General features: G+C 68.0%; 18 protein-coding genes. 13 read left to right on the top strand and 5 right to left on the bottom strand.

The genetic code is table 11. The features are described 5' to 3' along the window. Nucleotides 1–2: 2 nt before the first annotated feature. The 13 genes from KUV62_RS09585 (at nt 3) to KUV62_RS09645 (ending at nt 15,102) form a co-directional block, all read left to right on the top strand. Nucleotides 3–305, top strand: a complete 303-nt coding sequence (locus KUV62_RS09585; RefSeq protein ID WP_222603484.1) for a sarcosine oxidase subunit delta — start codon at nt 3–5, stop codon at nt 303–305. Then, a complete protein-coding gene (locus KUV62_RS09590; protein ID WP_222603485.1) occupies nt 302–3,292 on the top strand; it encodes a sarcosine oxidase subunit alpha in 2,991 nt (996 codons plus the stop codon). Before KUV62_RS09585 ends, KUV62_RS09590 begins: the two co-directional genes overlap by 4 nt. A gap of 10 nt (nt 3,293–3,302) precedes the next feature. Further along, nucleotides 3,303–3,857, top strand: coding sequence for a sarcosine oxidase subunit gamma (locus KUV62_RS09595; protein WP_222603486.1), 555 nt, complete (start codon nt 3,303–3,305; stop codon nt 3,855–3,857). A 107-nt stretch (nt 3,858–3,964) separates the two neighbouring features. Further along, nucleotides 3,965–5,374: an L-serine ammonia-lyase gene (locus KUV62_RS09600; protein ID WP_222603487.1), complete on the top strand. Its 1,410-nt coding sequence runs from the start codon at nt 3,965–3,967 to the stop codon at nt 5,372–5,374. 22 nt (nt 5,375–5,396) lie between these two features. Then, on the top strand, nt 5,397–6,281 hold the full coding sequence (gene purU, locus KUV62_RS09605; protein WP_222603488.1) for a formyltetrahydrofolate deformylase: 885 nt from the start codon (nt 5,397–5,399) through the stop codon (nt 6,279–6,281). Between the two features lie 301 nt (nt 6,282–6,582). Next, nucleotides 6,583–7,752: an MHYT domain-containing protein gene (locus KUV62_RS09610; RefSeq protein WP_222603489.1), complete on the top strand. Its 1,170-nt coding sequence runs from the start codon at nt 6,583–6,585 to the stop codon at nt 7,750–7,752. Nucleotides 7,753–7,863: 111 nt separating this feature from the next. After that, nucleotides 7,864–8,718, top strand: a complete 855-nt coding sequence (locus tag KUV62_RS09615) for an FAD binding domain-containing protein (RefSeq protein ID WP_222603490.1) — start codon at nt 7,864–7,866, stop codon at nt 8,716–8,718. Between the two features lie 10 nt (nt 8,719–8,728). After that, complete coding sequence (locus KUV62_RS09620; protein ID WP_222603491.1) at nt 8,729–9,223, top strand: (2Fe-2S)-binding protein; 495 nt, start codon at nt 8,729–8,731, stop codon at nt 9,221–9,223. Further along, nucleotides 9,220–11,637 carry an aerobic carbon-monoxide dehydrogenase large subunit gene (locus KUV62_RS09625; RefSeq protein ID WP_222603492.1) on the top strand — a complete coding sequence of 806 codons (2,418 nt, stop codon included), beginning with the start codon at nt 9,220–9,222 and terminating at the stop codon, nt 11,635–11,637. Before KUV62_RS09620 ends, KUV62_RS09625 begins: the two co-directional genes overlap by 4 nt. Nucleotides 11,638–11,688: 51 nt before the next feature. Beyond that, complete coding sequence (locus tag KUV62_RS09630) at nt 11,689–12,564, top strand: AAA family ATPase (protein ID WP_222603493.1); 876 nt, start codon at nt 11,689–11,691, stop codon at nt 12,562–12,564. Further along, entirely contained in the window at nt 12,561–13,748 is a 1,188-nt protein-coding gene (locus tag KUV62_RS09635; protein ID WP_222603494.1) for a vWA domain-containing protein, read from the top strand. The genes KUV62_RS09630 and KUV62_RS09635 overlap by 4 nt, the downstream gene beginning before the upstream one ends. Further along, a complete protein-coding gene (locus KUV62_RS09640) occupies nt 13,745–14,530 on the top strand; it encodes an XdhC family protein (RefSeq protein ID WP_222603495.1) in 786 nt (261 codons plus the stop codon). Before KUV62_RS09635 ends, KUV62_RS09640 begins: the two co-directional genes overlap by 4 nt. Before the next feature lie 197 nt (nt 14,531–14,727). Next, nucleotides 14,728–15,102 carry a VOC family protein gene (locus tag KUV62_RS09645; RefSeq protein ID WP_222603496.1) on the top strand — a complete coding sequence of 125 codons (375 nt, stop codon included), beginning with the start codon at nt 14,728–14,730 and terminating at the stop codon, nt 15,100–15,102. A 166-nt stretch (nt 15,103–15,268) separates the two neighbouring features. Here the strand turns inward: KUV62_RS09645 and KUV62_RS09650 are convergent, their stop codons facing one another. From KUV62_RS09650 to KUV62_RS09670, 5 genes are all read right to left on the bottom strand, one after another. Continuing rightward, on the bottom strand, nt 15,269–15,652 hold the full coding sequence (locus KUV62_RS09650; protein ID WP_222603497.1) for a response regulator: 384 nt from the start codon (nt 15,650–15,652) through the stop codon (nt 15,269–15,271). Then, nucleotides 15,645–19,109: a CheR family methyltransferase gene (locus KUV62_RS09655; protein ID WP_222603498.1), complete on the bottom strand. Its 3,465-nt coding sequence runs from the start codon at nt 19,107–19,109 to the stop codon at nt 15,645–15,647. Before KUV62_RS09655 ends, KUV62_RS09650 begins: the two co-directional genes overlap by 8 nt. Before the next feature lie 20 nt (nt 19,110–19,129). After that, entirely contained in the window at nt 19,130–19,678 is a 549-nt protein-coding gene (locus KUV62_RS09660; protein ID WP_222603499.1) for a PAS domain-containing protein, read from the bottom strand. A 115-nt stretch (nt 19,679–19,793) separates the two neighbouring features. Next, a complete protein-coding gene (locus KUV62_RS09665) occupies nt 19,794–20,618 on the bottom strand; it encodes a GNAT family N-acetyltransferase (RefSeq protein ID WP_222603500.1) in 825 nt (274 codons plus the stop codon). Beyond that, complete coding sequence (locus KUV62_RS09670; RefSeq protein ID WP_222603501.1) at nt 20,615–21,307, bottom strand: GntR family transcriptional regulator; 693 nt, start codon at nt 21,305–21,307, stop codon at nt 20,615–20,617. The genes KUV62_RS09665 and KUV62_RS09670 overlap by 4 nt, the downstream gene beginning before the upstream one ends. Between the last annotated feature and the right edge of the window lie 219 nt (nt 21,308–21,526).

Raw genomic sequence — 21,526 nt, forward strand, 5'->3', positions numbered from 1 at the left:
AGATGCTTCTGATCCATTGCCCCTATTGCGACGAGACGCTGCCCGAGCTCGAGTTCACCTATGCCGGCGAGGCGCATATCGCCCGCCCCGAGAACCCCTCGGAGATGAGCGACGAGGACTGGCAGGAATTCCTCTTCATGCGCAGCAACGTGAAGGGCCCGTACCACGAGCGCTGGCGCCACTTCCACGGCTGCGGCCGCTACTTCAACGCGGTGCGTGACACCGTGTCGGACAAGTTCCTCACCACCTACAAGGCGGGCGCCCCGCGTCCCGACCTCGCCAGCCTGACGGAGGGCCTGAAATGAGCCAGTATCGCGTTTCCGGCCGGGGCCGCGTCGACACCTCGCGCCCCGTCACCTTCACCTTCGATGGCAAGACCTTCACCGGCGGGCAGGGCGACACCGTCGCCTCGGCGCTGCTGGCCAACGGCGTGCACCTGATGGGCCGTTCGTTCAAGTATCACCGCCCGCGCGGTGCCGTGGCCGCGGGCTCGGAAGAGCCCAACGCGCTGATCGGCACCCGCCGCGGCCCGGGCCGCTTCGAGCCCAACACCCGCGCCACCGTGCAGGAGATCTGGGAAGGTCTCGAGACCAGCTCGCAGAACAAGTACCCGAGCCTCAAGTTCGACGTGGGCGCGGTCAACGATGCTGCCTACATGCTGTTCTCGGCCGGGTTCTACTACAAGACCTTCATGTGGCCGCGCAGCTTCTGGGACAAGGTCTATGAGCCCTTCATCCGCGCGGCCGCCGGTCTCGGCGTGTCGCCCAGCGAGGAAGACCCGGATCACTACGCATCGCGCTACCTGCATTGCGATGTGCTGATCGTCGGCACCGGCCCGACCGGCCTTGCCGCCGCCCGCGCCGCCGCCGTCGAGGGGCTCAAGGTCGTCATCGTCGACGAGAACCCGGAAGCCGGCGGCACGCTGCTGTCGGAGCCGCAGGCCAGGATCGACGGCCAGCCCGCATGGGATTGGCTCGCCGCCGAGGTCGCCGCGCTAGAGGCGCTGGGCGTCAAGATCATGACCCGCACCACCGCGATCGGCTACTACCACGAGAACATGATCGGCCTGGTGCAGAAGCTCACCGATCACCTGCCGAAGCTGCCCGACGACACCCCGCGCGAGCGCATGTGGCGTGTCCGCGCCGGTCAGGTCGTGCTGGCGCAGGGCGCGCTCGAGAAGCCGCTGGTGTTCCACGGCAACGACCGCCCCGGCGTGATGCTGGCGGGCTCGGCCCAGACCTACCTCAACCGCTACGGCGTGCTGGTGGGCAAGTCGCCGGTGGTGCTGACCTCGCATGACAGCGCCTGGTACGCCGCCTTCGACCTGGTCGATGCCGGTGCAAAGGTGCAGGCCATCGTCGACACCCGCGAGGGCGTTTCCGAGGCGCTGCAGGCCGAGGCGCGCAAGCGCAACATCCCGGTGAAGCTGTCGCACACCGCGACCGCCACCAGCGGTCGTCTGCGCGTGTCGTCGCTGCGGGTCAACCCGGTTCGCGGCGGTGCCGTCGGCAGCGGCGAGGAGATCAAGTGCGACGCGGTGCTGATGTCGGGCGGCTGGACGCCCTCGCTGCACCTGTTCTCGCACACCAAGGGCTCGCTCGCCTGGGATGACGACCGCACCACCTTCCTGCCCGAGAAGACGCCGGAGAACTGCGTCATCGCCGGCGCGAGCCGCGGTCTCTGGGGCATCGAGGCGGCGCTGAAGGACGGCGCCGAGAAGGGCCGCGAGATCGTCGCGGCTCTGGGCAAGGCCGGCGCAGAGGTGAGCTACAGCGTCGAGGGCGACCGCCCCGGCACCGGTGTCTCGCACAAGGAACTGCCGACCGACCGCAGCCCCGGCAAGGCCAAGGCCTTTGTCGACTACCAGAACGACGTCACCGCCAAGGACCTGCGCCTCGCCGTGCGCGAGGGCATGCGCTCGATCGAGCACGTCAAGCGCTACACCACCAACGGCATGGCGACCGACCAGGGCAAGATGTCGAACATCAACGGCCTGAACATCGCCGCCGACGCGCTCGGCAAGAAGCAGCCGCAGGTCGGTCTGACGACCTTCCGTCCGCCATACACGCCGACCACCTTCGGCGCCTTCGCGGGCTACCATCGCGGCAGCCATTTCGAGGTCACCCGCAAGACCCAGATCGACAGCTGGGCCGAGGAGAACGGCGCGGTGTTCGAGCCGGTCAGCCAGTGGCGCCGGGCGTGGTACTTCCCCAAGGCCGGGGAGAGCATGGACGACGCGGTGCGCCGCGAATGCGCCGCCACCCGCGAGAGCGTCGGAATCTTCGACGCCTCCACGCTGGGCAAGATCGAGGTCGTGGGCCCCGATGCGGTCGAGTTCATGAACCGCATGTACACCAACCCCTGGACCAAGCTCGGCGTGGGCCGCTGCCGCTACGGCCTGCTCTGCGGCGATGATGGCTTCATCCGCGACGATGGCGTCATCGGCCGCATGGGGCAGGACCTGTTCCACGTCACCACCACCACCGGCGGTGCCGCGCGCGTCCTCAACATGATGGAGGACTACCTCCAGACCGAGTGGCCCGACCTCAACGTCTGGCTCACCTCGACGACCGAGCAGTGGTCGACCGTGGCGCTCAACGGCCCCAACGCCGCCAAGCTCCTCGCGCCGCTGGTCGAGGGCGTCGAGCTCACCGAAGAGGCCTTCCCGCACATGTCCTGCGTGGAATGCACCGTCGCCGGCATGCCGGCCCGGCTGTTCCGTGTCAGCTTCACCGGCGAGATCGGCTTCGAGGTCAACGTGCCGGCGCCGATGGGCCGCAAGCTCTGGGAGACGCTCTGGGAGGCGGGCCAGCAATACGGCATCACCGCCTACGGCACCGAGACCATGCACGTGCTGCGCGCCGAGAAGGGCTACATCATCGTCGGTCAGGACACCGACGGCACCGTCACGCCCTATGACGCGGGCATGGGCTGGGCCGTGGGCAAGAACAAGCCCGACTTCGTCGGCAAGCGCGGTCTGGCCCGTCCCGACCTCGTGGCCGAGGGCCGCAAGCAGCTCGTCGGCCTGCTGACCGAGGACGGCTCGAAGCTCGAGGAAGGGGCGCAGATCGTGTTCGATCCGAACCAGCCGGTTCCGATGAAGATGGTCGGCCACGTGACCTCGTCCTACGACACTGGCACCACCGATCGCCCGATCGCGCTGGCCGTGGTCGAGGGCGGACACTCCCGCATGGGCGAGATCGTCCACATCCCGATGCCCGACCGCACCATCGCCGCCAAGATCACCTCGACGATCTTCGTCGATCCCGAGAACACCCGTCTGAAGATCTGAGGAGAAGAGAATGAACGCACCCGTATCGTCCTTCACCCCCGGCATGCTGGTTGAAAGCCCGGCCGCCCGGGTCTCGGCCGCCGTTGCCTGCACGCGCCTGTCGCTGCGCGCCCGCGGCGATCTCGCCCCCTTCGAGGCGGCGCTCGGCCTGTCGCTCGACGGGCAGATCGGCAGCCGTTCGTCCTCTGGTGTGCTCGAGGCCATGCGCCTCGGCCCCGACGAGTGGATCCTGCACGGCAGCAAGGACGCTGCCGCAAGCGCGGTGACGGAGCTCGCCGGGCTCTACGCCAATCACCCGCACAGCCTCGTCGACGTGTCGGGCCGCGAGGTCAGCTTCGTGATCGAGGGCCCGCGCGCCGCCGAGCTGCTGACCATCGGCTGCCCGCGCAACATCGAGACGATCCTGCCGGGCTCGGGCCGCCGCACCTCCTTCGACGGTGTGACGGTGGTGCTCTGGCGTGATGCCGAGACCAGCTTCCGCATGGATGTCTGGAACAGCTTCGCGTCGCACCTGCTCGACCTGCTGGCAACCGGCTGCCGCGAACTGGCGGCGGAAATCCACTGACCCGGTAGACCTGTGGCACGGGCGGGGTAGTCTTGACCTCGCCCGGCATCCCCGGCCCTAGGCCGCTTCCCGTTCCCGCCGGCGCAAGCCACTTTAGGAGAGCAGCGATGTTCCTGTCGGTCTTCGACGTCTTCAAGATCGGGATCGGCCCCTCGTCCTCGCACACGATGGGCCCGATGGTCGCCGCCGCGCGGTTCCTCGACGACCTGCGGGGCGGGGCCGAGAAGATTCCCGGCGCCGGAACACTGCACCGGCTCGGTGCCAGCCTGCACGGCTCGCTGGCCTGGACCGGCAAGGGCCACGCCACCGACCGCGCGGTGATACTCGGCTTCTGCGGCCTGTCGCCCGAGACCCTCGATCCCGACAAGGCGGAAGAGCTCGAAGAGACCGTGCGCCGCGAGGGCATGGTGCATCCCGAGGGGCTCGAGCCGCTGGTCTTCGACACCCAGAACGACCTGGTCTTCGATTTCGGCCCGCCGCTGCCCGGCCATGCCAACGGCATGGTGCTCAAGGCTTATGACGAGGCCGGCAACGCCTATCACCAGCAGACCTATTACTCGGTCGGCGGCGGCTTCGTCCTGACTGCCGCCGAGCTCGAGGCGCAGCGCGCCGGATCGCATGACCTGCACGAGGAGAAGGTCTCGCACGCCTTCCCCTATCCCTTCGGCACCGCCGCCGAGATGCTCGAGATGGGCGCGGCCTCCGGGCTCAGCATCGCGCAGATGAAGCGTGCCAACGAGCAGGTGCTGCACGGCGCCGGGCTCGACGCCCGCATCGACCGCATCCTCGACACGATGGACGATTGTGTCGCCCGCGGCCTCAGCCAGGAGGGCATTCTGCCCGGCGGGCTCAAGGTCCGCCGCCGCGCCAAGGCGATCCATGACCAGCTGCAGGCCGAACGCGGCATGAACCTCGCCCAGCCGCACCAGGCCAATGACTGGATGAGCGTCTACGCCATGGCGGTGAACGAGGAGAACGCCGCCGGCGGGCGGGTGGTGACCTCGCCGACCAACGGGGCTGCCGGCGTGGTGCCGGCGGTGCTGCGCTACTACCGCGACCATTGCGTCGGAGCGACCCGCGCCGGTTGCCGCGACCTGCTGCTGACCGCGGCGGCGATCGGCGGCCTGATCAAGCACAACGCCTCGATCTCGGGCGCCGAGGCCGGCTGCCAGGCCGAGGTCGGCAGCGCCGCCGCGATGGCCGCCGCTGGGCTCTGCGCCGTGCTGGGCGGCAGCAACGCGCAGATCGAGAACGCCGCCGAGATCGCGCTCGAGCATCACCTGGGCATGACCTGCGACCCGGCCGCCGGGCTGGTGCAGGTGCCCTGCATCGAGCGCAACGCGCTCGGCGCCATCAAGGCGGTCTCCGCCGCCTCGCTCGCCCTGCGCGGCGACGGTCAGCATTTCATGCCGCTCGACAACTGCATCCGCGTGATGCTGCAGACCGGGCAGGACATGAACGAGAAATACAAGGAAACCTCCACCGGCGGGATTGCCGTCAACCTGCCGGAATGCTGAGACAACGAAAGGTCCAACAGGTATGTCCCAGATTATCCTGACCGTCGCCTGCCCGGTGCGCTCCGGCATCGTCGCCGCGATCTCCACCTTCCTCGCCGAGCAGGGCTGCAATATCCATGACAGCTCGCAATTCTCGGATATCGGCAATGACCGGTTCTTCATGCGCCTGAGCTTCGAGAGCGAGCAGGGGCGCAGCCGCGAGGCGCTGAGCGAGGCCTTCGCCGAGACCGCGCAGGCCTTCGGGGCGGAGTTCGCGTTCCACGATCCGAGCGAGAAGATGAAGGTCATCATCATGGTCTCGCGCTTCGGGCACTGCCTCAACGACCTGCTCTATCGCTGGCGCATCGGCGCGCTGCCGATCGACATCGTGGCGGTGATCTCGAACCACATGGACTACCAGAAGGTGGTGGTGAACCACGACATCCCGTTCCACTGCATCAAGGTGACCAAGGCCAACAAGCCCGAGGCCGAGGCCGAGCAGATGCGCATCGTGCGCGAGACCGGCGCCGAGCTGATCGTGCTGGCGCGCTACATGCAGATCCTCTCCGACGAGATGTGCACCGAGATGTCGGGCCGGATCATCAACATCCACCACTCCTTCCTGCCGTCGTTCAAGGGCGCCAACCCCTACAAGCAGGCCTTCGAGCGCGGCGTGAAGCTGATCGGGGCGACTTCGCATTACGTCACCGCCGATCTCGACGAGGGCCCGATCATCGAGCAGGACACCGTGCGCGTGACCCACGCCCAGAGCCCGTCGGACTACGTCTCGCTCGGGCGCGACGTCGAAAGCCAGGTGCTGGCCCGCGCCATCCACGCCCACATGCACCGCCGGGTGTTCCTCAACGGCGACAAGACCGTGGTCTTCCCGGCGTCGCCCGGGGAATACGCCTCCGAACGCATGGGCTGAGCCCGCCGTCGCAGGTTGGGGGCGCTGCCCCCGCCCGCGCAAGCGCGGACTCCCCCGAGGTATTTGGAAACCAGAGAAGGCAGGAGCGCAGCGCCCCTGCCTTCTCTTCGTCAAAGATACTCCCGCCGGAGGCGACCCAAGGGTGCCGCGGGGCGCGGGGCCACTCATGTGCCCCCGGTGGGATGCGAGGACGCCCGCAAGCGCGGAGGAGCCGCCTGCGCGACGCCCGGTGCTGTGGAGCGATCTGAACGGGCACAGGCCGCAATTGCAATGGTTCGGGCGATGTCGCATCTTCTGCGGCATGGAGGAGTTTCTCGCGTTCGGACATGACCCGTGGCTGGTGGTGGCCTCGCTGGTGGTGGCGCTGGTTGCCGGCGCGACCGGATTGTCGCTGACCCGCGACATGGCGCGCCGCAGCGTGCCGCAGCGCAAGCTGGCGGTGGCGCTGGCCTCGGTGGCTCTGGGGGGCGGCATCTGGTCGATGCATTTCGTCGCCATGCTGGGGCTGCAGCTGCCGATCCTGTTCTTCTACGACGCCGCGATCACCCTGGCCTCGGCGCTGGTGGCGATCCTGATGGTGGCTCTGGCGCTGGTGCTGCTGCATTTCACCACCCGCACGCGCGGCGTGATCGTTGCCGCCGGCGCCATCGTCGGCGCGGGGATCCTCGCGATGCACTATATCGGCATGGCGGGCATGCAGCTCTGCCGGCCGGTCTATACCCCGGCCGGGCTGATCCTGTCGTCGGTTCTGGCGATCGGCCTCTGCGTGCTGGCTTTCGGCATCGCCTACGGCGTGCGCTCGAACCGCACCATCGCGCTCGGCACGCTGTGCTTCGGCGCCGCGGTCTTCGCGGTGCATTTCCTCGCCATGGCGGGCACCCGTTTCGTCGCTCGGCCCGAGGTGACCGAGTTCGGCCCGCTGATCAGCAACGAGGTCATGGCGCTCGGGGTGATCCTGTCGAGCTTCGTGCTCTTCGGCGCCTTCCTCTGGGTGGGGGCGACTTTCCTCGGGGGCGGCGCGCCGGTGGCCGGCGCAGAGGCGCCGCCCGCGTCCGCGCCGCGCCCGGACACCGCGTCTGAACCCGCCACGGCGCCGCGGCAGCAGGCCGAGGATGGCGGGCTCAACATCCCCTGCGAGCGCGAGGGCACGCGGGTGCTGGTGCGGGCGCGCGATGTCGCCTTCCTGCGCGCCGACGGGCATTACACCCAGGTCTACACCGATACCGAGCGCTATTTCTGCGTCTGGCCGATCACCGAGGCCGGCAAGCGCCTGCTCCCGCGCGGCTTTCTCAAGGTGCATCGCAGCTACGTCGTCAATCCCGAGAAGGTGGCGCGCTTCGAGCGCAGCAAGGACAAGGGCGCCTGCGCCTTCGCCTCCGAGGCGATCCCGCCGGTGCCGGTCAGCCGCTCGCGTCTCAAGGATGTGCAGGCGGCGCTCTCGGCGCAGGTCGTCGCAACTCGTGCGGGCTGAGGCGCAGTTCGTGCAAAATTCGCGGAATTCAGGCCTTTCCTGGCGCCAGCGCCGCTGCCGCCATGCAGTCTCCCCGGCAGCAAGAGGTTTGGCTGTAGGGGAGGACAGTCGATGATTCCAGCGCCATTCGAGTACTACCGTCCGAGGGAAATGGCCGCGGTTCTGGCCCTGCTCGCGGAGCATGGCGACGAGGCCCGCGTGATGGCGGGCGGGCACAGCCTGATCCCGATGATGAAGCTGCGCATGGCCGAGGTGCCGCATCTCATCGACCTGCAGGATGTCGAGGGGCTCTCGGGCATCACCGTCTCCGGCGGCGAAATCCGCCTCGGCGCCATGGTCACGCAGGCCGAGATCATCGACAGCAAGGAGCTGGCGCAGGCGGCGCCGATCCTGCGCGAGGCTGCGTTGCAGATCGCCGATCCACAGGTGCGCGCCATGGGCACGGTGGGCGGCAACGTTGCCAATGGCGATCCGGGCAACGACATGCCGGGGCTGATGCAATGCCTGGGCGCGCGCTTCACACTGGTGGGCCCCGAGGGCGAGCGCGAGGTCGCGGCGCGCGATTTCTACGAGGCCGCCTACATGACCGAGCGGGATGATGACGAGGTGCTGACCGCGGTCGCCTTCGCGGTGCCGGAGGGCGGCTACGCCTACGAGAAGCAGAAGCGCAAGATCGGCGATTACGCCACTGCCGCCGCCGCGGTGCAGATCCGCCGCGAGGGTGCGTCCTGCGCCGCGGCCTCGATCGCCATGACCAACCTCAGCGACACGCCGGTCTGGTCGGAGGCGGCGGCAGAGGCGCTGGTCGGCACCGAGCTCGGGCCGGAGGCCATCGAGGCGGCCGTCACCGCCATGCTGGCCGAGATCGATCCCAGCGAAGACAACCGCGGCCCGGTGGAGTTCAAGCGCCACGCCGCCGTCGTGATCCTGCGCCGCGCTATCGCGCGCGCCTGGTCGCGGGCCTGAGGAGAGCACCATGCCCGACAAGATGCATGTCAAACTGACCGTCAACGGCGAGGCGCAGGAGTTCCTCGCGGAACCGCGCGAGCTGCTGATCTACGCGCTGCGCGAGCGGCTGAACCTGACCGGCCCGCATGTGGGCTGCGACACCTCCCATTGCGGCGCCTGCACGGTGATCGTCGATGGCAAGACGGTGAAATCCTGCACCCTCTTCGTGGCGCAGGCCAACGGTGCCGAGATCACCACCATCGAGGGTTTGGGAAGCCCCGATGACCTCAGCCCACTGCAGCGCGCCTTCCGCGAGCATCACGGGCTGCAATGCGGCTTCTGCACCCCGGGGATGATCACCCGCGCCACCAAGCTGCTCGAGGAGAACCCGACCCCCACGGAGGAGGAGGTGCGCTTCGGCATGGCGGGCAATCTCTGCCGCTGCACCGGCTACCAGAACATCGTGAAATCCATCCTCGCCGCAGCGGCGGAGATCAACGCAGCGAAGGAGGCCGCGGAATGAAGGACGACGTCGAAAGCCGCGAGGACCGCACCGCCGGGCTCAAGGGGCTGGGCTGCGCGCGCCGGCGGGTCGAGGATCTGCGCTTCACGCAGGGCAAGGGCAACTATGTCGACGACATCAAGCTGCCGGGCATGCTGCACGGGGATTTCGTGCGCTCGCCCTACGCCCATGCGCGCATCAAGTCGATCGACGCCTCGGCGGCGCTGGCGCTCGATGGCGTCGTGGCGGTGCTGACCGCCGAGGATCTGGCGCCGCTCGGGCTGCACTGGATGCCGACGCTGGCGGGTGACAAGCAGATGGTGCTGGCCGATGGCAAGGTGCTGTTCCAGGGCCAGGAAGTGGCCTTCGTGGTGGCGCGCGACCGCTACGTCGCCGCCGACGCGGTGGAGCTGGTCGAGGTCGAGTACGAGGATCTTCCGGTCATCACCGATCCCTTCGAGTCGCTGAAATCGGATGTCGTGCTGCGCGAGGATCTCGAGCCCGGTGCCGACGGCGCGCACGGGCCGCGCAAGCATCACAACCACATCTTCACCTGGGAGGTGGGCGACAAGGAGACCACCGAGCAGGTGCTCGAGGAGGCCGAGGTGGTGGCCGAGGAGATGGTCTATTACCACCGCACCCACCCCTGTCCGCTCGAAACCTGCGGCGCCGTCGCCTCGATGGACAAGGTCAACGGCAAGCTCACCATCTACGGCACCTTCCAGGCGCCGCACGCGGTGCGCACCGTGGTGAGCCTGCTCTCGGGCATCGAGGAACACAACATCCGGGTGATCTCGCCCGATATCGGCGGCGGCTTCGGCAACAAGGTGGGGGTCTATCCGGGCTATGTCTGCTCGGTGGTGGCCTCGATCGTCACCGGCAAGCCGGTGAAATGGGTCGAGGACCGGATGGAGAACCTGATGTCGACGGCCTTCGCCCGCGACTACTGGATGCAGGGCAAGATCGCCGCCACCAGGGAGGGCAAGATCACCGGGCTGTGGTGCCACACCACCGCCGATCACGGCGGCTTCGACGCCTGCGCCGACCCGACCAAGTTCCCGGCCGGCTTCATGAACATCTGCACCGGCTCCTACGACATCCCCGTCGCCTATCTCGCCGTCGACGGTGTCTATACCAACAAGGCGCCGGGCGGGGTCTCCTACCGCTGCTCGTTCCGGGTCACCGAGGCGATCTACTTCATCGAGCGGATGATCGAGGTGCTGGCGATCAAGCTCAACGTGGATGCCGCCGAGCTGCGCCGGATCAACTTCATCCGCAAGGACCAGTTCCCCTACCAGTCGGCGCTGGGCTGGGAATACGACTCCGGCGATTACCACACCGCCTGGGACAAGGCGCTGGCGGCGGTCGACTACAAAGGCCTGCGCGAAGAGCAGGCGCAGCGGGTCGAGGACTTCAAGGCCGGCAAGACGCGCAAGCTGATGGGGGTCGGGCTGACCTTCTTCACCGAGATCGTCGGCGCAGGGCCAGTGAAGAACTGCGACATTCTCGGGCTTGGCATGTTCGACAGCTGCGAGATCCGCATCCACCCGACCGGCTCGGCCATCGCCCGGCTCGGCACGATCAGCCAGGGGCAGGGCCACGCCACCACCTTCGCGCAGATCCTCGCCTCCGAGATCGGCCTGCCGGCCGACAGCATCACCATCGAGGAGGGCGACACAGACACCGCGCCCTACGGGCTCGGCACCTATGGCTCGCGCTCGACCCCGGTCGCGGGCGCTGCCACGGCGATGGCGGGCCGCAAGATCCGCGCCAAGGCGCAGATGATCGCCGCCTACCTGCTCGAGGTGCATGACGACGATGTCGAGTTCGATATCGACCGCTTCGTGGTCAAGGGCGCGCCCGAGCGCTTCAAGACGATGAAGGAGATCGCCTTCGCCGCCTACAACCAGGCCATCCCGGGCATCGAGCCGGGGCTCGAGGCGGTGAGCTACTACGACCCGCCCAACATGACCTACCCGTTCGGGGCCTATGTCTGCGTGATGGATATCGACGTCGACACCGGCGTGCCGGAGATCCGCCGCTTCTACGCGCTCGACGATTGCGGCACACGGATCAACCCGATGATCATCGAGGGGCAGGTGCATGGCGGTCTCACAGAGGCGCTCGCCGTCGCGCTGGGGCAGGAGATCGCCTATGACGATCTCGGCAACGTCAAGACCGGCACGCTGATGGACTTCTTCCTGCCCACCGCCTGGGAGACGCCCAATTACGAGACCGATCACACCGTGACCCCGAGCCCGCATCACCCGATCGGTGCCAAGGGGGTGGGCGAGAGCCCGCATGTGGGCGGCGTGCCGTGCTTCTCGAACGCGGTCAACGATGCGTTCCGCGCCTTCGGGCTGACGCACACCCAGATGCCGCACGATCACTGGCGCATCTGGAAGACCGCCAACCGGCTCGGCCTGCATGGCTGAGGCCCTTGAGGGAGCGGGGCGGGCGACGCGCTCCCGCTGGCGGAGCATGGGATGAGCTGGACCGATCTACAGGCCGCGCTGGCGGCACAGGACTACATCGCATCCGACGATCTCGCGGTGGCGCTGCACCTGGCGCTGTCGATGCAGCGGCCCCTGCTGCTCGAGGGCGCGGCGGGCGTCGGCAAGACCGAGGTGGCGCGGGTGCTGGCGGCGGCGCGCGACACGCGGCTGATCCGTCTGCAATGCTACGAGGGGCTCGACGCGGCGCAGGCGATCTACGAGTGGAACTACCAGCGCCAGCTGCTGACGATCCGCGCCGCCGCCGAGGATGGCGAGACCGGCGCAGCCGTCGAGCAGCGCATCTTCTCACGCGAGTTCCTGCTTGAGCGGCCCTTGCTGGCGGCGATCACGCAGGCCGAGCCGCCGGTGCTCCTGATCGACGAGATCGACCGCGCCGACGAGGAGTTCGAGGCCTATCTGCTCGAGATCCTCGCCGATTACCAGATCACCGTGCCCGAGCTCGGCACCATTTCCGCCACCAGCAAACCGGTAGTGATCCTGACCAGCAACGGCACCCGCGATCTTTCCGACGCGCTGCGCCGTCGCTGCCTGTTTGCCTATGTCGATTATCCCGATCCCGAGACCGAGCTGGCGATCCTGCGCCGCCGCTGCGGCGAGGTGGAGGAGCGGCTCGGCCGCCAGATCGTGGGCTTTGTGCAGGCGCTGCGCCGCGAGGAGCTCGAGAAGGTGCCCGGAATCGCCGAGACGCTGGATTTCGCTGCCGCGCTGATGGGGCTCGGCATCGCCGATCTCAGCCGCGATCCGGCGGCGCTGCACGCCACGCTGACCACCCTGCTCAAGACCCGCGCCGACCGGGCGCAGGTGACGCCCGAGGTGGCGGCGCGGCTGGCGGGGCGGGCGGCATGAGCCGGGTCACCCGTTTTGCCGGACGCGATCCGGGGCCTGCGGCGCGGATGGCAGGGTTTCTCGCGCATCTGCGGGCCAACGGGCTGCGGCTCGGGGCGGGCGAGACCTCGGAGGCGCTGGCGGCGCTCAGCTTGGTAGAGGCCGCGCGTCCCGAGGAGGCGCGCCGCGCCTTGCGGGCGGTCTGCACCGGCAGCCGCGACGAGGCCGCGCGCTTCGATGAACTCTTCGAGGCCTACTGGATGGATGCGGGCCGGGTCCGCTCCAAGGTGATGCCCAGGCGCCAGAGCGCGTCAAAGGGCAATGATGCCGTGCATTCCTCGCGCGAGGGGACAGGCGAGGATGCCGGCGGGGCGGGGCAATCGGTGGCCCCCGATCAGGGGACGGGAGCTGCTGAGAGCGGCGGGGAGGGCAAGCTTGTCGCAACCGAGCTGCGCAATCTCCGCCGCACCGACCTCCGCGATCTCGTGCGCCCGGAAGACATCGCCGAGGCCGAGGCGGTGGCCCGCCGGCTCGGCGCGGCGCTGCGCGACCGGCGCTCACGGCGGCGCGTCGCTGCCCGGTGCGGCGACCGGCTGCATTTCCGCAAGACCATCCGCGCCAGCCTCGCCACCGGCGGCGAGCCGCTGCGGCTGCTGCACCGCCGCCGCCCCGACCGGACGCGCCGCATCGTGGCGCTTTGCGACGTGTCGGGCTCGATGTCGGTCTATGCGCAGGTCTTCCTGGCCTTCCTCGCCGGGCTGATGCGCGGCGACCCGATGGCGGATGCCTATCTCTTCCACACCCGCCTCGTGCGCATCACCGAGGCGCTGCGCGACAGTGATGCGCTGCGCGCCATCGGGCGCATGTCGCTGATGGCCGACGGCTTCGGCGGCGGCTCGAAGATCGGCGAGAGCCTGGGGCGGTTTTCCGAGACCTATGCCCGCCGCTTCGTCGATCGCCGCACGGTGGTGATGATCCTCTCGGATGGCTACGACACCGGCGCGCCCGGCCAGATCGACGCGGCCCTCACGCGGCTGCGCAAGCGCGGCTGCCGCATCCTCTGGCTCAACCCGCTGAAAGGCTGGCGCGATTACGCGCCGGTTGCGGCGGGCATGGCGGCAGCGCTGCCGCATCTCGATCTCTTCGCCCCGGCCAACACGCTCGACGATCTCGCCGCGCTGGAGGGGGAGCTGGCAAAGCTATGATGCCCACCGACCTCATGCCGCCCGAGCTGGCCGAGCAGGTCAGCGCGCTGCGCGAGAGGGACGAGCCCTTCGCCTTCGCCACCATCGTGCGCACCGCCGGCACCACCGCCGCCAAGCCCGGCGCCAAAGCGCTGCTCTCTGCCGACGGCACCATCCTGCACGGTTTCCTGGGCGGTGGCTGTACAAGGGGCGCGGTCAAGCGCGCGGCGCTCGAGGCGCTGCGCAGCGGCGTGCCGCAGATGATCTCGGTCGCGCCCAAGGAGTTGCTCGCTGAGAAGGGCGTGCAGCCCGGCGCGGTGGCGGACGGCATCACCTATGCCCGCAACGGTTGCCCCTCGCGCGGCACCGTCGACATCTTCATTGAGCCCTGTCTGCCAATGCCCGAGCTGGTTGTGCTGGGCGACAGCCCGGTGGCGCGCGCGCTGGCGCAGCTCGCTCCGACCTTCGACTGGGCGGTGCGGAGCGCGCTTGCGGGCGGGTCACAGGCGGCGCGGATACGCGCCATCGTGGTGGCGACGCAAGGGGCAGGGGACGCTGCCGCGCTGACCGAGGCGCTGGCGGCGGGCGCCGATCACGTGGCCTTCGTCGGCAGTGCGAAGAAATACGCCGCGCTCTCGGCGAAGCTGCGCGAGAGCGGCGTGCCGCAGGCGGCGCTCGACAGCGTGTCGTCGCCCGCCGGGCTCCGGATCGGCGCGGTCACGCCGGAGGAAATCGCGCTCTCGGTGCTGGCGGAGCTGGTGATGCTGCGCCGCGCACCGCGGCAGACGCGCCGCGCTGACTGAGCGCCGCGAGCCCCTTCGACAGGGCCCGCAACCGAGAAGGGGGGGCGTATCATTCGCGCCTTAGGACAGCCGATGGTCACGGCTGCACCGCGCCGTGACTCAGCGCGCATCGGCGCAGCCTCGCGCATCACGCGGGGGCGCCTGCCCGCCGGCTCGGATCCTGCTATGATCGGGGTGGCGGACAGGGCGGGGAAACCATGACGCAGCCGGTGCTGGGACGGGTGGTGATCTACACCGCGAGAATCGAGGAGATGGCGGCGTTCTATGCGCGGCATTTCGGCTATGCTGCCCTGAGCGCTGAAGGCGATCGCATCGTCGAGCTCAGGTCGGATGCCGGCGGCCTGGCGCTTCTCCTGCACCCGGCCGCCGCGGGGCAGAAACAGGGGCAAGTGCTGGTGAAACTGGTGTTCGACGTGGAAGACGTTGCGGCCTTCTGCGCCTCGGCCGAGGCACGGGGGCTGGACTTCGGCAAGGTCCACCGTGCCAACGGCTACAGCTTCGCCAATGCCAAGGATCCGTCTGGAAACGCGATACAGGTTTCGAGCCGGTGCTTCGCGAAGAGAGATGCATAACACGTCAAGCGCGTTGGGGCGCCCCAGTCCTTTAGGAAGCGGCGTCCATCAGGGAGCCGCTACGCCCCGATCCCACGGGAGATCTCCCCCATGGACGGTCCAAGAAAGTTCGGAAGGGCTCCGGACGTGGCGAGGCCAGAAAACGACCCTCGAACCTCAAGCCATCTTACTGTGGGCAGTTTTCCGGGCAGACCTCGCGCAGCGCACGGCGCAGGCGCTTGGTATCGATCGGCTTGTGGCAGCACTTGGCACTGCCATATTTCTCGGCGATGTCGGCATCCTGCACGTGGCCCGAGTGGAACACCAGCCCGACGCCCATCTCGTTGAGCTTGTCGGCTAGCGGGAAGACCTCGCCGTCGCGCAGGCGGACATCGAGCACCGCCATATCGGGGCGCACGTCGTCCAAAGCCTTCAGACCCTTGGAAAAACTGTCGAACGGGCCGATGACATTGTAGCCAAACTCCTCCAGCAGGAGCTGCAGATCGAGCGCGACGATGTACTCGTCCTCGCACAGCAGCACCGTGGGTTTGGAGCCATCGCCATCAGTCATTCCGCAGTAAGGGCCCATAGGTCAAGGTCATCCTTCGTTCGTGTTCGTCGAACTCCACCGCGACGGTCCCGTTGAGCTGGACGGCGGAGAGTTGCACAAGCGTCGAGCCGAAGCCGGACGCACCGTTGTCCGGCTCAACTTGCGCAGTGTGGATTTCGTTCCACGTTAAAACAACGCCACCGTCGGTTTTTCGTTCCCAAAGCACTTCGAGACGGCCGTCCGCCGGTCCGAGCACGCCGTATTTGGCCGCGTTGGTGGCCCATTCATGCAGCAGCAGCGACAGGGCGGTGAGGTCCTGATCCTCGACCTCGACCACCGGACCCTCGACGCGGTAGCCCGCCTGGCCGGCATAGGGCTCGAGCGAGGCGCGCACGGTATCCTCGAGGGTCAGCGAGCGGCTGCCGGGGCGGCGCTGGGTGAGATCGTGTGAGCGCGCCAGCGCGTTCACGCGGGTCTGGATGCCGTCGACCAGGTCCTCGACCGAGTCGGTCGAGCGTCCGGCGATGCGCACCATGCCCGAGATGATCGAGAACATGTTCTTCACCCGGTGGTTCATCTCGCGCAGCATCATCTCGCGGATGTCGCGCGCCTCCTGCTCGGCGGTGATGTCGAACAGCACGCCCAGAACCCGCGCCGCGCGCTTGCTGTGGACCCGCCGGCCGACCACCCGCACCGAGCGGAATTTCGGCCCCGTGCCGGCGCGCTTGAAGGTCAGGTCGATGGCGTCGCCTTCGCGGGTCAGGCCGGTGATCGCCGCCTTCACCTCGGCTTCGTCGTCGGGATGCACGGTGTCGAGCAGGCTCTCGAGCGACAGCGCGTTGGCATCGACGCCGAGCACGCCGCAGCCGGTCTCGTCGAGCCGCATGCTGCTCAGGATCGGGTCGAACTCCCAGACCCCGAGCGACGACACGTCGAGCGCCAGCCGCAGCCGCTCGCCCTCGTGCTTCAGCGCCTCCTCGAGACGCAGCGCGTCGGTCAGCTCGGTGAAGACCAGCGTGGCGCCGTCGATCTCGCCGTCACGGGTGCGGTAGGGGGTGATGACCAGCGACCAGGTGCGCTCTTCCTCCTCGCGATCGCTGACCCGCATGTGGCGCACTTCGCCGTCCTGCACGGTCTGGGCGATGGCGTCGAGCACATCGTCATTGCGGCGCAGCTTGCTGGTGACCTCGGTCAGCGGGCGGCCGCGGTCGGTGTTGCGGAACGGGTAGATGCCCTGGATCGCGTCGGTGAAATTGCGGATCATCAGGCTCGCATCGACCACCAGCAGCGGCAGCGCGGTGGAGGCGAAGAAGTTGCTGAGATCGGCATTGGCAATCGACAGCTCGTCGACCTTGCCCTTGAGCTCGTCATTGACCGTCGAGAGCTCCTCGTTGGTCGATTGCAGCTCCTCGTTCATCGACATCATTTCTTCGTTGGAGCTCTTCAGCTCCTCATTCGCCGTCTCGAGCTCCTCGACGGTGGTGTGCAGGCGCACGCGCGTGCTACGCAGCTCGTCCTCGAGGCTCTGGACGTGGCTGTCGATGCTGTCGAGATCGTCGAGATCGGCATCGTCGAGCGGCTCGAAGCTCTCGCGCTCGCGGAACACCACGAGGATTGTGCCGTCCTTGAGCGGCTCGGCGATGAGGTCGAAGGCCTGCCGGCCGAATTCCGAGCGCGCGGTGAGATCGCGCGAGATCGTGCGGCGCTTGGTCTCGCTGACCTGCCGGATCGCCGCCGAGAGCGACTCGCGGGTGCCGGGGCGGGCCACCGAGGGCGCAAAGCGGTTGGTCTCGTCGCCGGGCGAGAAATCAAGATACCTGCCGAGCCGTCCGGTCGAGGCGAGGATCTCGCCCGCCGAGGTCACCCGCAGCGTCGCCGGGGCGTAGGCCGACAGAATGCGGTCGGTGGCGCCGCCATCGGTCCATTCGCGCCGCGGCGAGGGCTCGCTGGGGCGGGCGCTGGCATCGCGGTTGGCGGTGTTTGCGGTGTCCTGCCCGCGCAGGTGCAGCGGGTATTCCGGGCGGCTGTCGTTGCGGCGGAAGATGCGGGCGCTCTGGTCGAGCGCCTTGAAGACATGATCATGCCGGCCAACGGTCTCGGAAGGCCCGAGAAACAGCGTGCCGCCGGGCTTGATGGCGTAGTGAAAGATCGGCAGGGCCGAGTTCTGCAGCGTGTCGCCGAAATAGATCAGCAGGTTGCGGCAGGACAGCAGGTCAATGTTCGAGAATGGCGGGTCGCGCACCACGCTGTGCACCGAGAAGCGGATCATGTCGCGGATCTTCGAGGAGATCTGGAACCGCCCGTCGCGCGCGATGGTGTAGCGGTCGCGCATGGTCTCGGGGATGTCGACCAGCGCCGCCTGCGGGTAGGAGGCGTCGCGGGCGATGCGCAGCATCTGCTCGTCGATATCGGTGGCGAAGATCTGCACCCGCACCGAGCGCCGCAGCTGCCGGATTTCCTCGGCGAACATCATCGCCATGGAATAGGCTTCCTCGCCGCTCGAACAGCCCGGCACCCAGACCCGGATCTCGTCTTCATTGCCGGCATTGGCGACCAGCGGCTTGATCACGGTCTCGCGCAGCAGCTCGAAATGCTCGGTGTCGCGGAAGAAGCGGGTGACGTTGATCAGCAGCTCGCGGAAGAGGATCTCGCACTCGCTCGGGTCGGCGCGGATGTATTGCAGGTAGGCATTGGCATCCGACAGGTCGAGCACCTGGATACGGCGCTGCACCCGGCGGATGAGGGTGGATTTCTTGTAGCCCGAGAAATCGTGCCCGACGAAATTGCGCACCACGGTGAAGATGCCCTCGAGGTTCTCCTCGACGGTGACCGCAAGGGTCTCGCTCTTGGTTTCGCGCAGGGCGTGGGCGTAGAACTGGTGGATCGCCGGGACGATCTCGGAGGGGCGGCGGACGAAATCGACCAGCCCGGTGGCCTGGGCCGAGGTCGGCATGCCGTCGTAGCGCGCGGTGCGCGGATCCTGCACGATGCAGAGCCCGCCATGCTCCTTGATCGCCCGCAGCCCGGCGCTGCCATCGGCGCCGGTCCCCGACAGGATCACGCAGGCGCCGAAGCGGCCCTGGTCCAGCGCCAGGCTCTCGAAGAAATCGTCGATCGGTCGGCGCAGCCCGCGCGGCTGGGCAAACTCGGTGAGGTTCAGCACGCCGTCGGTGATCGACAGGCCGAAGCCCGGCGGGATGATGTAGACATGGCCGGCCTCGACGGTCTCGCCGCCAGAGGCCTGGGTCACCGACAGCGAGGTGTGCCGGCCCAGAAGCTCGGCCAGCAGGCTCTCGTGATTGGGATCGAGATGCTGGATCACCACGTAGGAGAGATTGCTGTCGGGCTTCGCCCCGGCCAGCATCTCCCGGATCGCCTCGAGCCCGCCCGCCGACGCACCGACGCCGATGATGCAGAGCCGCTCGCGGTCGTGCGTGATGTTGTCCTCAGCGGACTTGTTGGTCTTGTCGTCTTTCATCGTCCGCCTGATCAAGGGCCCTAGCGCTGGCTGTCGTCGAAGGTCAGTTTTGCCATCAGAGCGATCGAGTCCGCAAGCAGACCTGCCGAGCCCATCATGGCGAGACCGAATTCCCGTCCGATCTGACCGACATCCGAAAGCGCATCCTGCAATTTCTCGTCATTGAGCGAGATCTGCGAGCGCTTGAGGGCGGTGGTCATGTCGAACTGCGACGCGAGGATAAATTGGGGCTGACCCCTGGTGTCTTTTAACCGTGACATAAAAACGTAGTTATGAAACGCAGACCCGTCCTTGCGATAATTGAGGATCGGGAAGCGCCCGCTGTCTTCGCCATTGCCATGCACGAAATCATGCAGCGCCATGCGCGCGGTCTCGGTGGTGTCGGAGCCCTGCAGGAAGCGGCAGTTATGGCCCACCACCTCCTCCTCCGCGTAGCCGGTCAGCTCGCAGAAGGCGTCGTTCACCACGAGGAGCGGTGCGTCGTCTTCGACGGCGGACAGGGCAAGCGCGACGCCCGACTTCTTGATGTAGTCGCGTAGCGCCGGGGGGAGGTCGAGCTGTGAGATCATGGCCGCATGATGTGGACGAGGGGACCGATCTTCAAGAAGATGACGCGGAGTTCCGTCGAGGCAAGGGAAATAATTGTGCCGCGTCGTTTCTTCTCTCGTCTTGCGGGTCCGGCCCTCAGCCCAGCTCGAGCGTTGCCACCGCATAGAGCAGATCGCCGCCGAAGATCGGCGCGCCGCGATACATGCGCGCGGTCTCGAAGCCGGGCGCGAGGCCGAGCTCGCGACAGATGCCGGTGAGCGTGCGGTCGGAGGCGGGCACGTCGATCGAGACGTCGGCCTCGCCGGCGATTGCGGCGGCGGCCTGCAGAAGGTTGCGTGCCTGCACGTCCGAGCGCGCCACCAGCGGGCCGATCTTGTAGCCGTCGCGGCATTCGCGGATCACCACCATGCCGGTGCCGTCGGCGCTCATGAAGCCGTGCCGGGTCGGGGTGGGGCGGAACCACTGGGTCAGGAAGCGCGGCTTGGCGACCCCCGAGGCCACCGCCTCGAGCTCGATCATGCGGCCGATATCGGCGGCGTTGGCAGGGCGGGTGTCGGCGGCGGGGCCCCGGGTCAGCGGGCCGGTATGGCGCACGGTGGAGCCCACCAGCTCGAAGCCGCTCTTGATGTAGTTTTCCTGCTGCTCCGGCACCCCGTCGAGCCCGATGGTGCGCTCGCCCGCGTGGGCCATCGCTGTCTGCCAGAGCTCGTAGGCGATGCCCCGGCCGCGCGCTTCCGGGGCGCAGATGTAGAGACCGAGGAAGGCGTAGTCGTCGGTGTGGTTGACCACCGAGATCGCGGCGAGGATCTTCTCGTCCTCGACGGCGATGAAGAAGCCGTCCGGGTCGGCGGCGTGGAACGGGGCGGTGTCGTCGCGGCCGGGATTCCAGCCCTCGGCGGCGGCCCAGTCGAGGACGAGGCCGAGATCGGCGGCGGTCATGCGGCGGTGCGTGACGCTCATGCAAGCGCATCCTTCAGTGAGAGTGAGCCCGGAGGCGTCTGGCGCAGATCGAGCAGCGACAGCAGGTCGACGAGATGACTGGACATCAGTTCTTCGGCCGCAACGCCATCGCCACGGGCCAGCGCTTCGATCAGCGCGTCGTGAGCGTGGCTTTCGCACAACGCGTTCTGCCGCCGCCAGTACAGCGCGATGACCAGCGACGAGCGCGAGATCAGCTGCCGGATGAAATCCTCGATCGTGTCCTGATCGGCGATCTTGGCGATCTGGATGTGGAACTCGCCCGACAGCATCAGCGCGCGGCCGCTGTCGCCCTCGCGCATGGCGGCGTGCTCGGCATCGATATGCTCGCGCAGCAGCGCGATGTCGGCGGCGGTGGCGCGCTCCGCGGCGGAGCGTGCGGTGCGCGGCTCGAGCAGGGCGCGGGCCTCGAAAACCTCGCGTGCCTCGCGGATGCTGGGGCTGGCGACAAAGGCGCCGCGGTTGGGCTCGATGCTGACCAGCTGCTCATGCGCGAGCAGCTGCAAGGCCGCCCGCGTGGTGGTGCGGCTGACATCGAAAATGCCGCCGACCTCGTCTTCGCTGAGCTTGGTGCCCGGGGTCAGCCGGTGGGCATGGATGGCCTCGCGGAGCCGGTCGGCGATGTCCTCGGCCCGGCTGCGTCCTGTCGCGGTTTTTGTCTGCTTTGTCACACTCGTTCTCCGTGAGTCGGATCGTCATCCTCGGCGCGGAGAACTGCAAGGGGAGAGGATTGAGAACAGGATTGTATACGAAATTAGCCGAAATTTTAGACAATGTAACCGCGCATTGGTCGAAGATTTTGGCATTTGCGGATTCCGGGCTGCCGGCGGGCGGAAGAGTCTTGGGAAGCGGCGGCGAGTTGGCACAGGCTTGGTGCAACAGGGGAGTGC

Source organism: Salipiger bermudensis, from assembly GCF_019801965.1.
Taxonomy (GTDB): domain Bacteria; phylum Pseudomonadota; class Alphaproteobacteria; order Rhodobacterales; family Rhodobacteraceae; genus Salipiger; species Salipiger bermudensis_A.

What these genes read in the sequence shown, in the direction of transcription:
- KUV62_RS09585 (WP_222603484.1), top strand. Translation starts at nt 3, where the DNA reads ATGCTTCTGATCCATTGCCCCTATTGCGACGAGACGCTGCCCGAGCTC.
- KUV62_RS09590 (WP_222603485.1), top strand. Translation starts at nt 302, where the DNA reads ATGAGCCAGTATCGCGTTTCCGGCCGGGGCCGCGTCGACACCTCGCGC.
- KUV62_RS09595 (WP_222603486.1), top strand. Translation starts at nt 3,303, where the DNA reads ATGAACGCACCCGTATCGTCCTTCACCCCCGGCATGCTGGTTGAAAGC.
- KUV62_RS09600 (WP_222603487.1), top strand. Translation starts at nt 3,965, where the DNA reads ATGTTCCTGTCGGTCTTCGACGTCTTCAAGATCGGGATCGGCCCCTCG.
- purU (WP_222603488.1), top strand. Translation starts at nt 5,397, where the DNA reads ATGTCCCAGATTATCCTGACCGTCGCCTGCCCGGTGCGCTCCGGCATC.
- KUV62_RS09610 (WP_222603489.1), top strand. Translation starts at nt 6,583, where the DNA reads ATGGAGGAGTTTCTCGCGTTCGGACATGACCCGTGGCTGGTGGTGGCC.
- KUV62_RS09615 (WP_222603490.1), top strand. Translation starts at nt 7,864, where the DNA reads ATGATTCCAGCGCCATTCGAGTACTACCGTCCGAGGGAAATGGCCGCG.
- KUV62_RS09620 (WP_222603491.1), top strand. Translation starts at nt 8,729, where the DNA reads ATGCCCGACAAGATGCATGTCAAACTGACCGTCAACGGCGAGGCGCAG.
- KUV62_RS09625 (WP_222603492.1), top strand. Translation starts at nt 9,220, where the DNA reads ATGAAGGACGACGTCGAAAGCCGCGAGGACCGCACCGCCGGGCTCAAG.
- KUV62_RS09630 (WP_222603493.1), top strand. Translation starts at nt 11,689, where the DNA reads ATGAGCTGGACCGATCTACAGGCCGCGCTGGCGGCACAGGACTACATC.
- KUV62_RS09635 (WP_222603494.1), top strand. Translation starts at nt 12,561, where the DNA reads ATGAGCCGGGTCACCCGTTTTGCCGGACGCGATCCGGGGCCTGCGGCG.
- KUV62_RS09640 (WP_222603495.1), top strand. Translation starts at nt 13,745, where the DNA reads ATGATGCCCACCGACCTCATGCCGCCCGAGCTGGCCGAGCAGGTCAGC.
- KUV62_RS09645 (WP_222603496.1), top strand. Translation starts at nt 14,728, where the DNA reads ATGACGCAGCCGGTGCTGGGACGGGTGGTGATCTACACCGCGAGAATC.
- KUV62_RS09650 (WP_222603497.1), bottom strand. Translation starts at nt 15,652, where the DNA reads ATGACTGATGGCGATGGCTCCAAACCCACGGTGCTGCTGTGCGAGGAC.
- KUV62_RS09655 (WP_222603498.1), bottom strand. Translation starts at nt 19,109, where the DNA reads ATGAAAGACGACAAGACCAACAAGTCCGCTGAGGACAACATCACGCAC.
- KUV62_RS09660 (WP_222603499.1), bottom strand. Translation starts at nt 19,678, where the DNA reads ATGATCTCACAGCTCGACCTCCCCCCGGCGCTACGCGACTACATCAAG.
- KUV62_RS09665 (WP_222603500.1), bottom strand. Translation starts at nt 20,618, where the DNA reads ATGAGCGTCACGCACCGCCGCATGACCGCCGCCGATCTCGGCCTCGTC.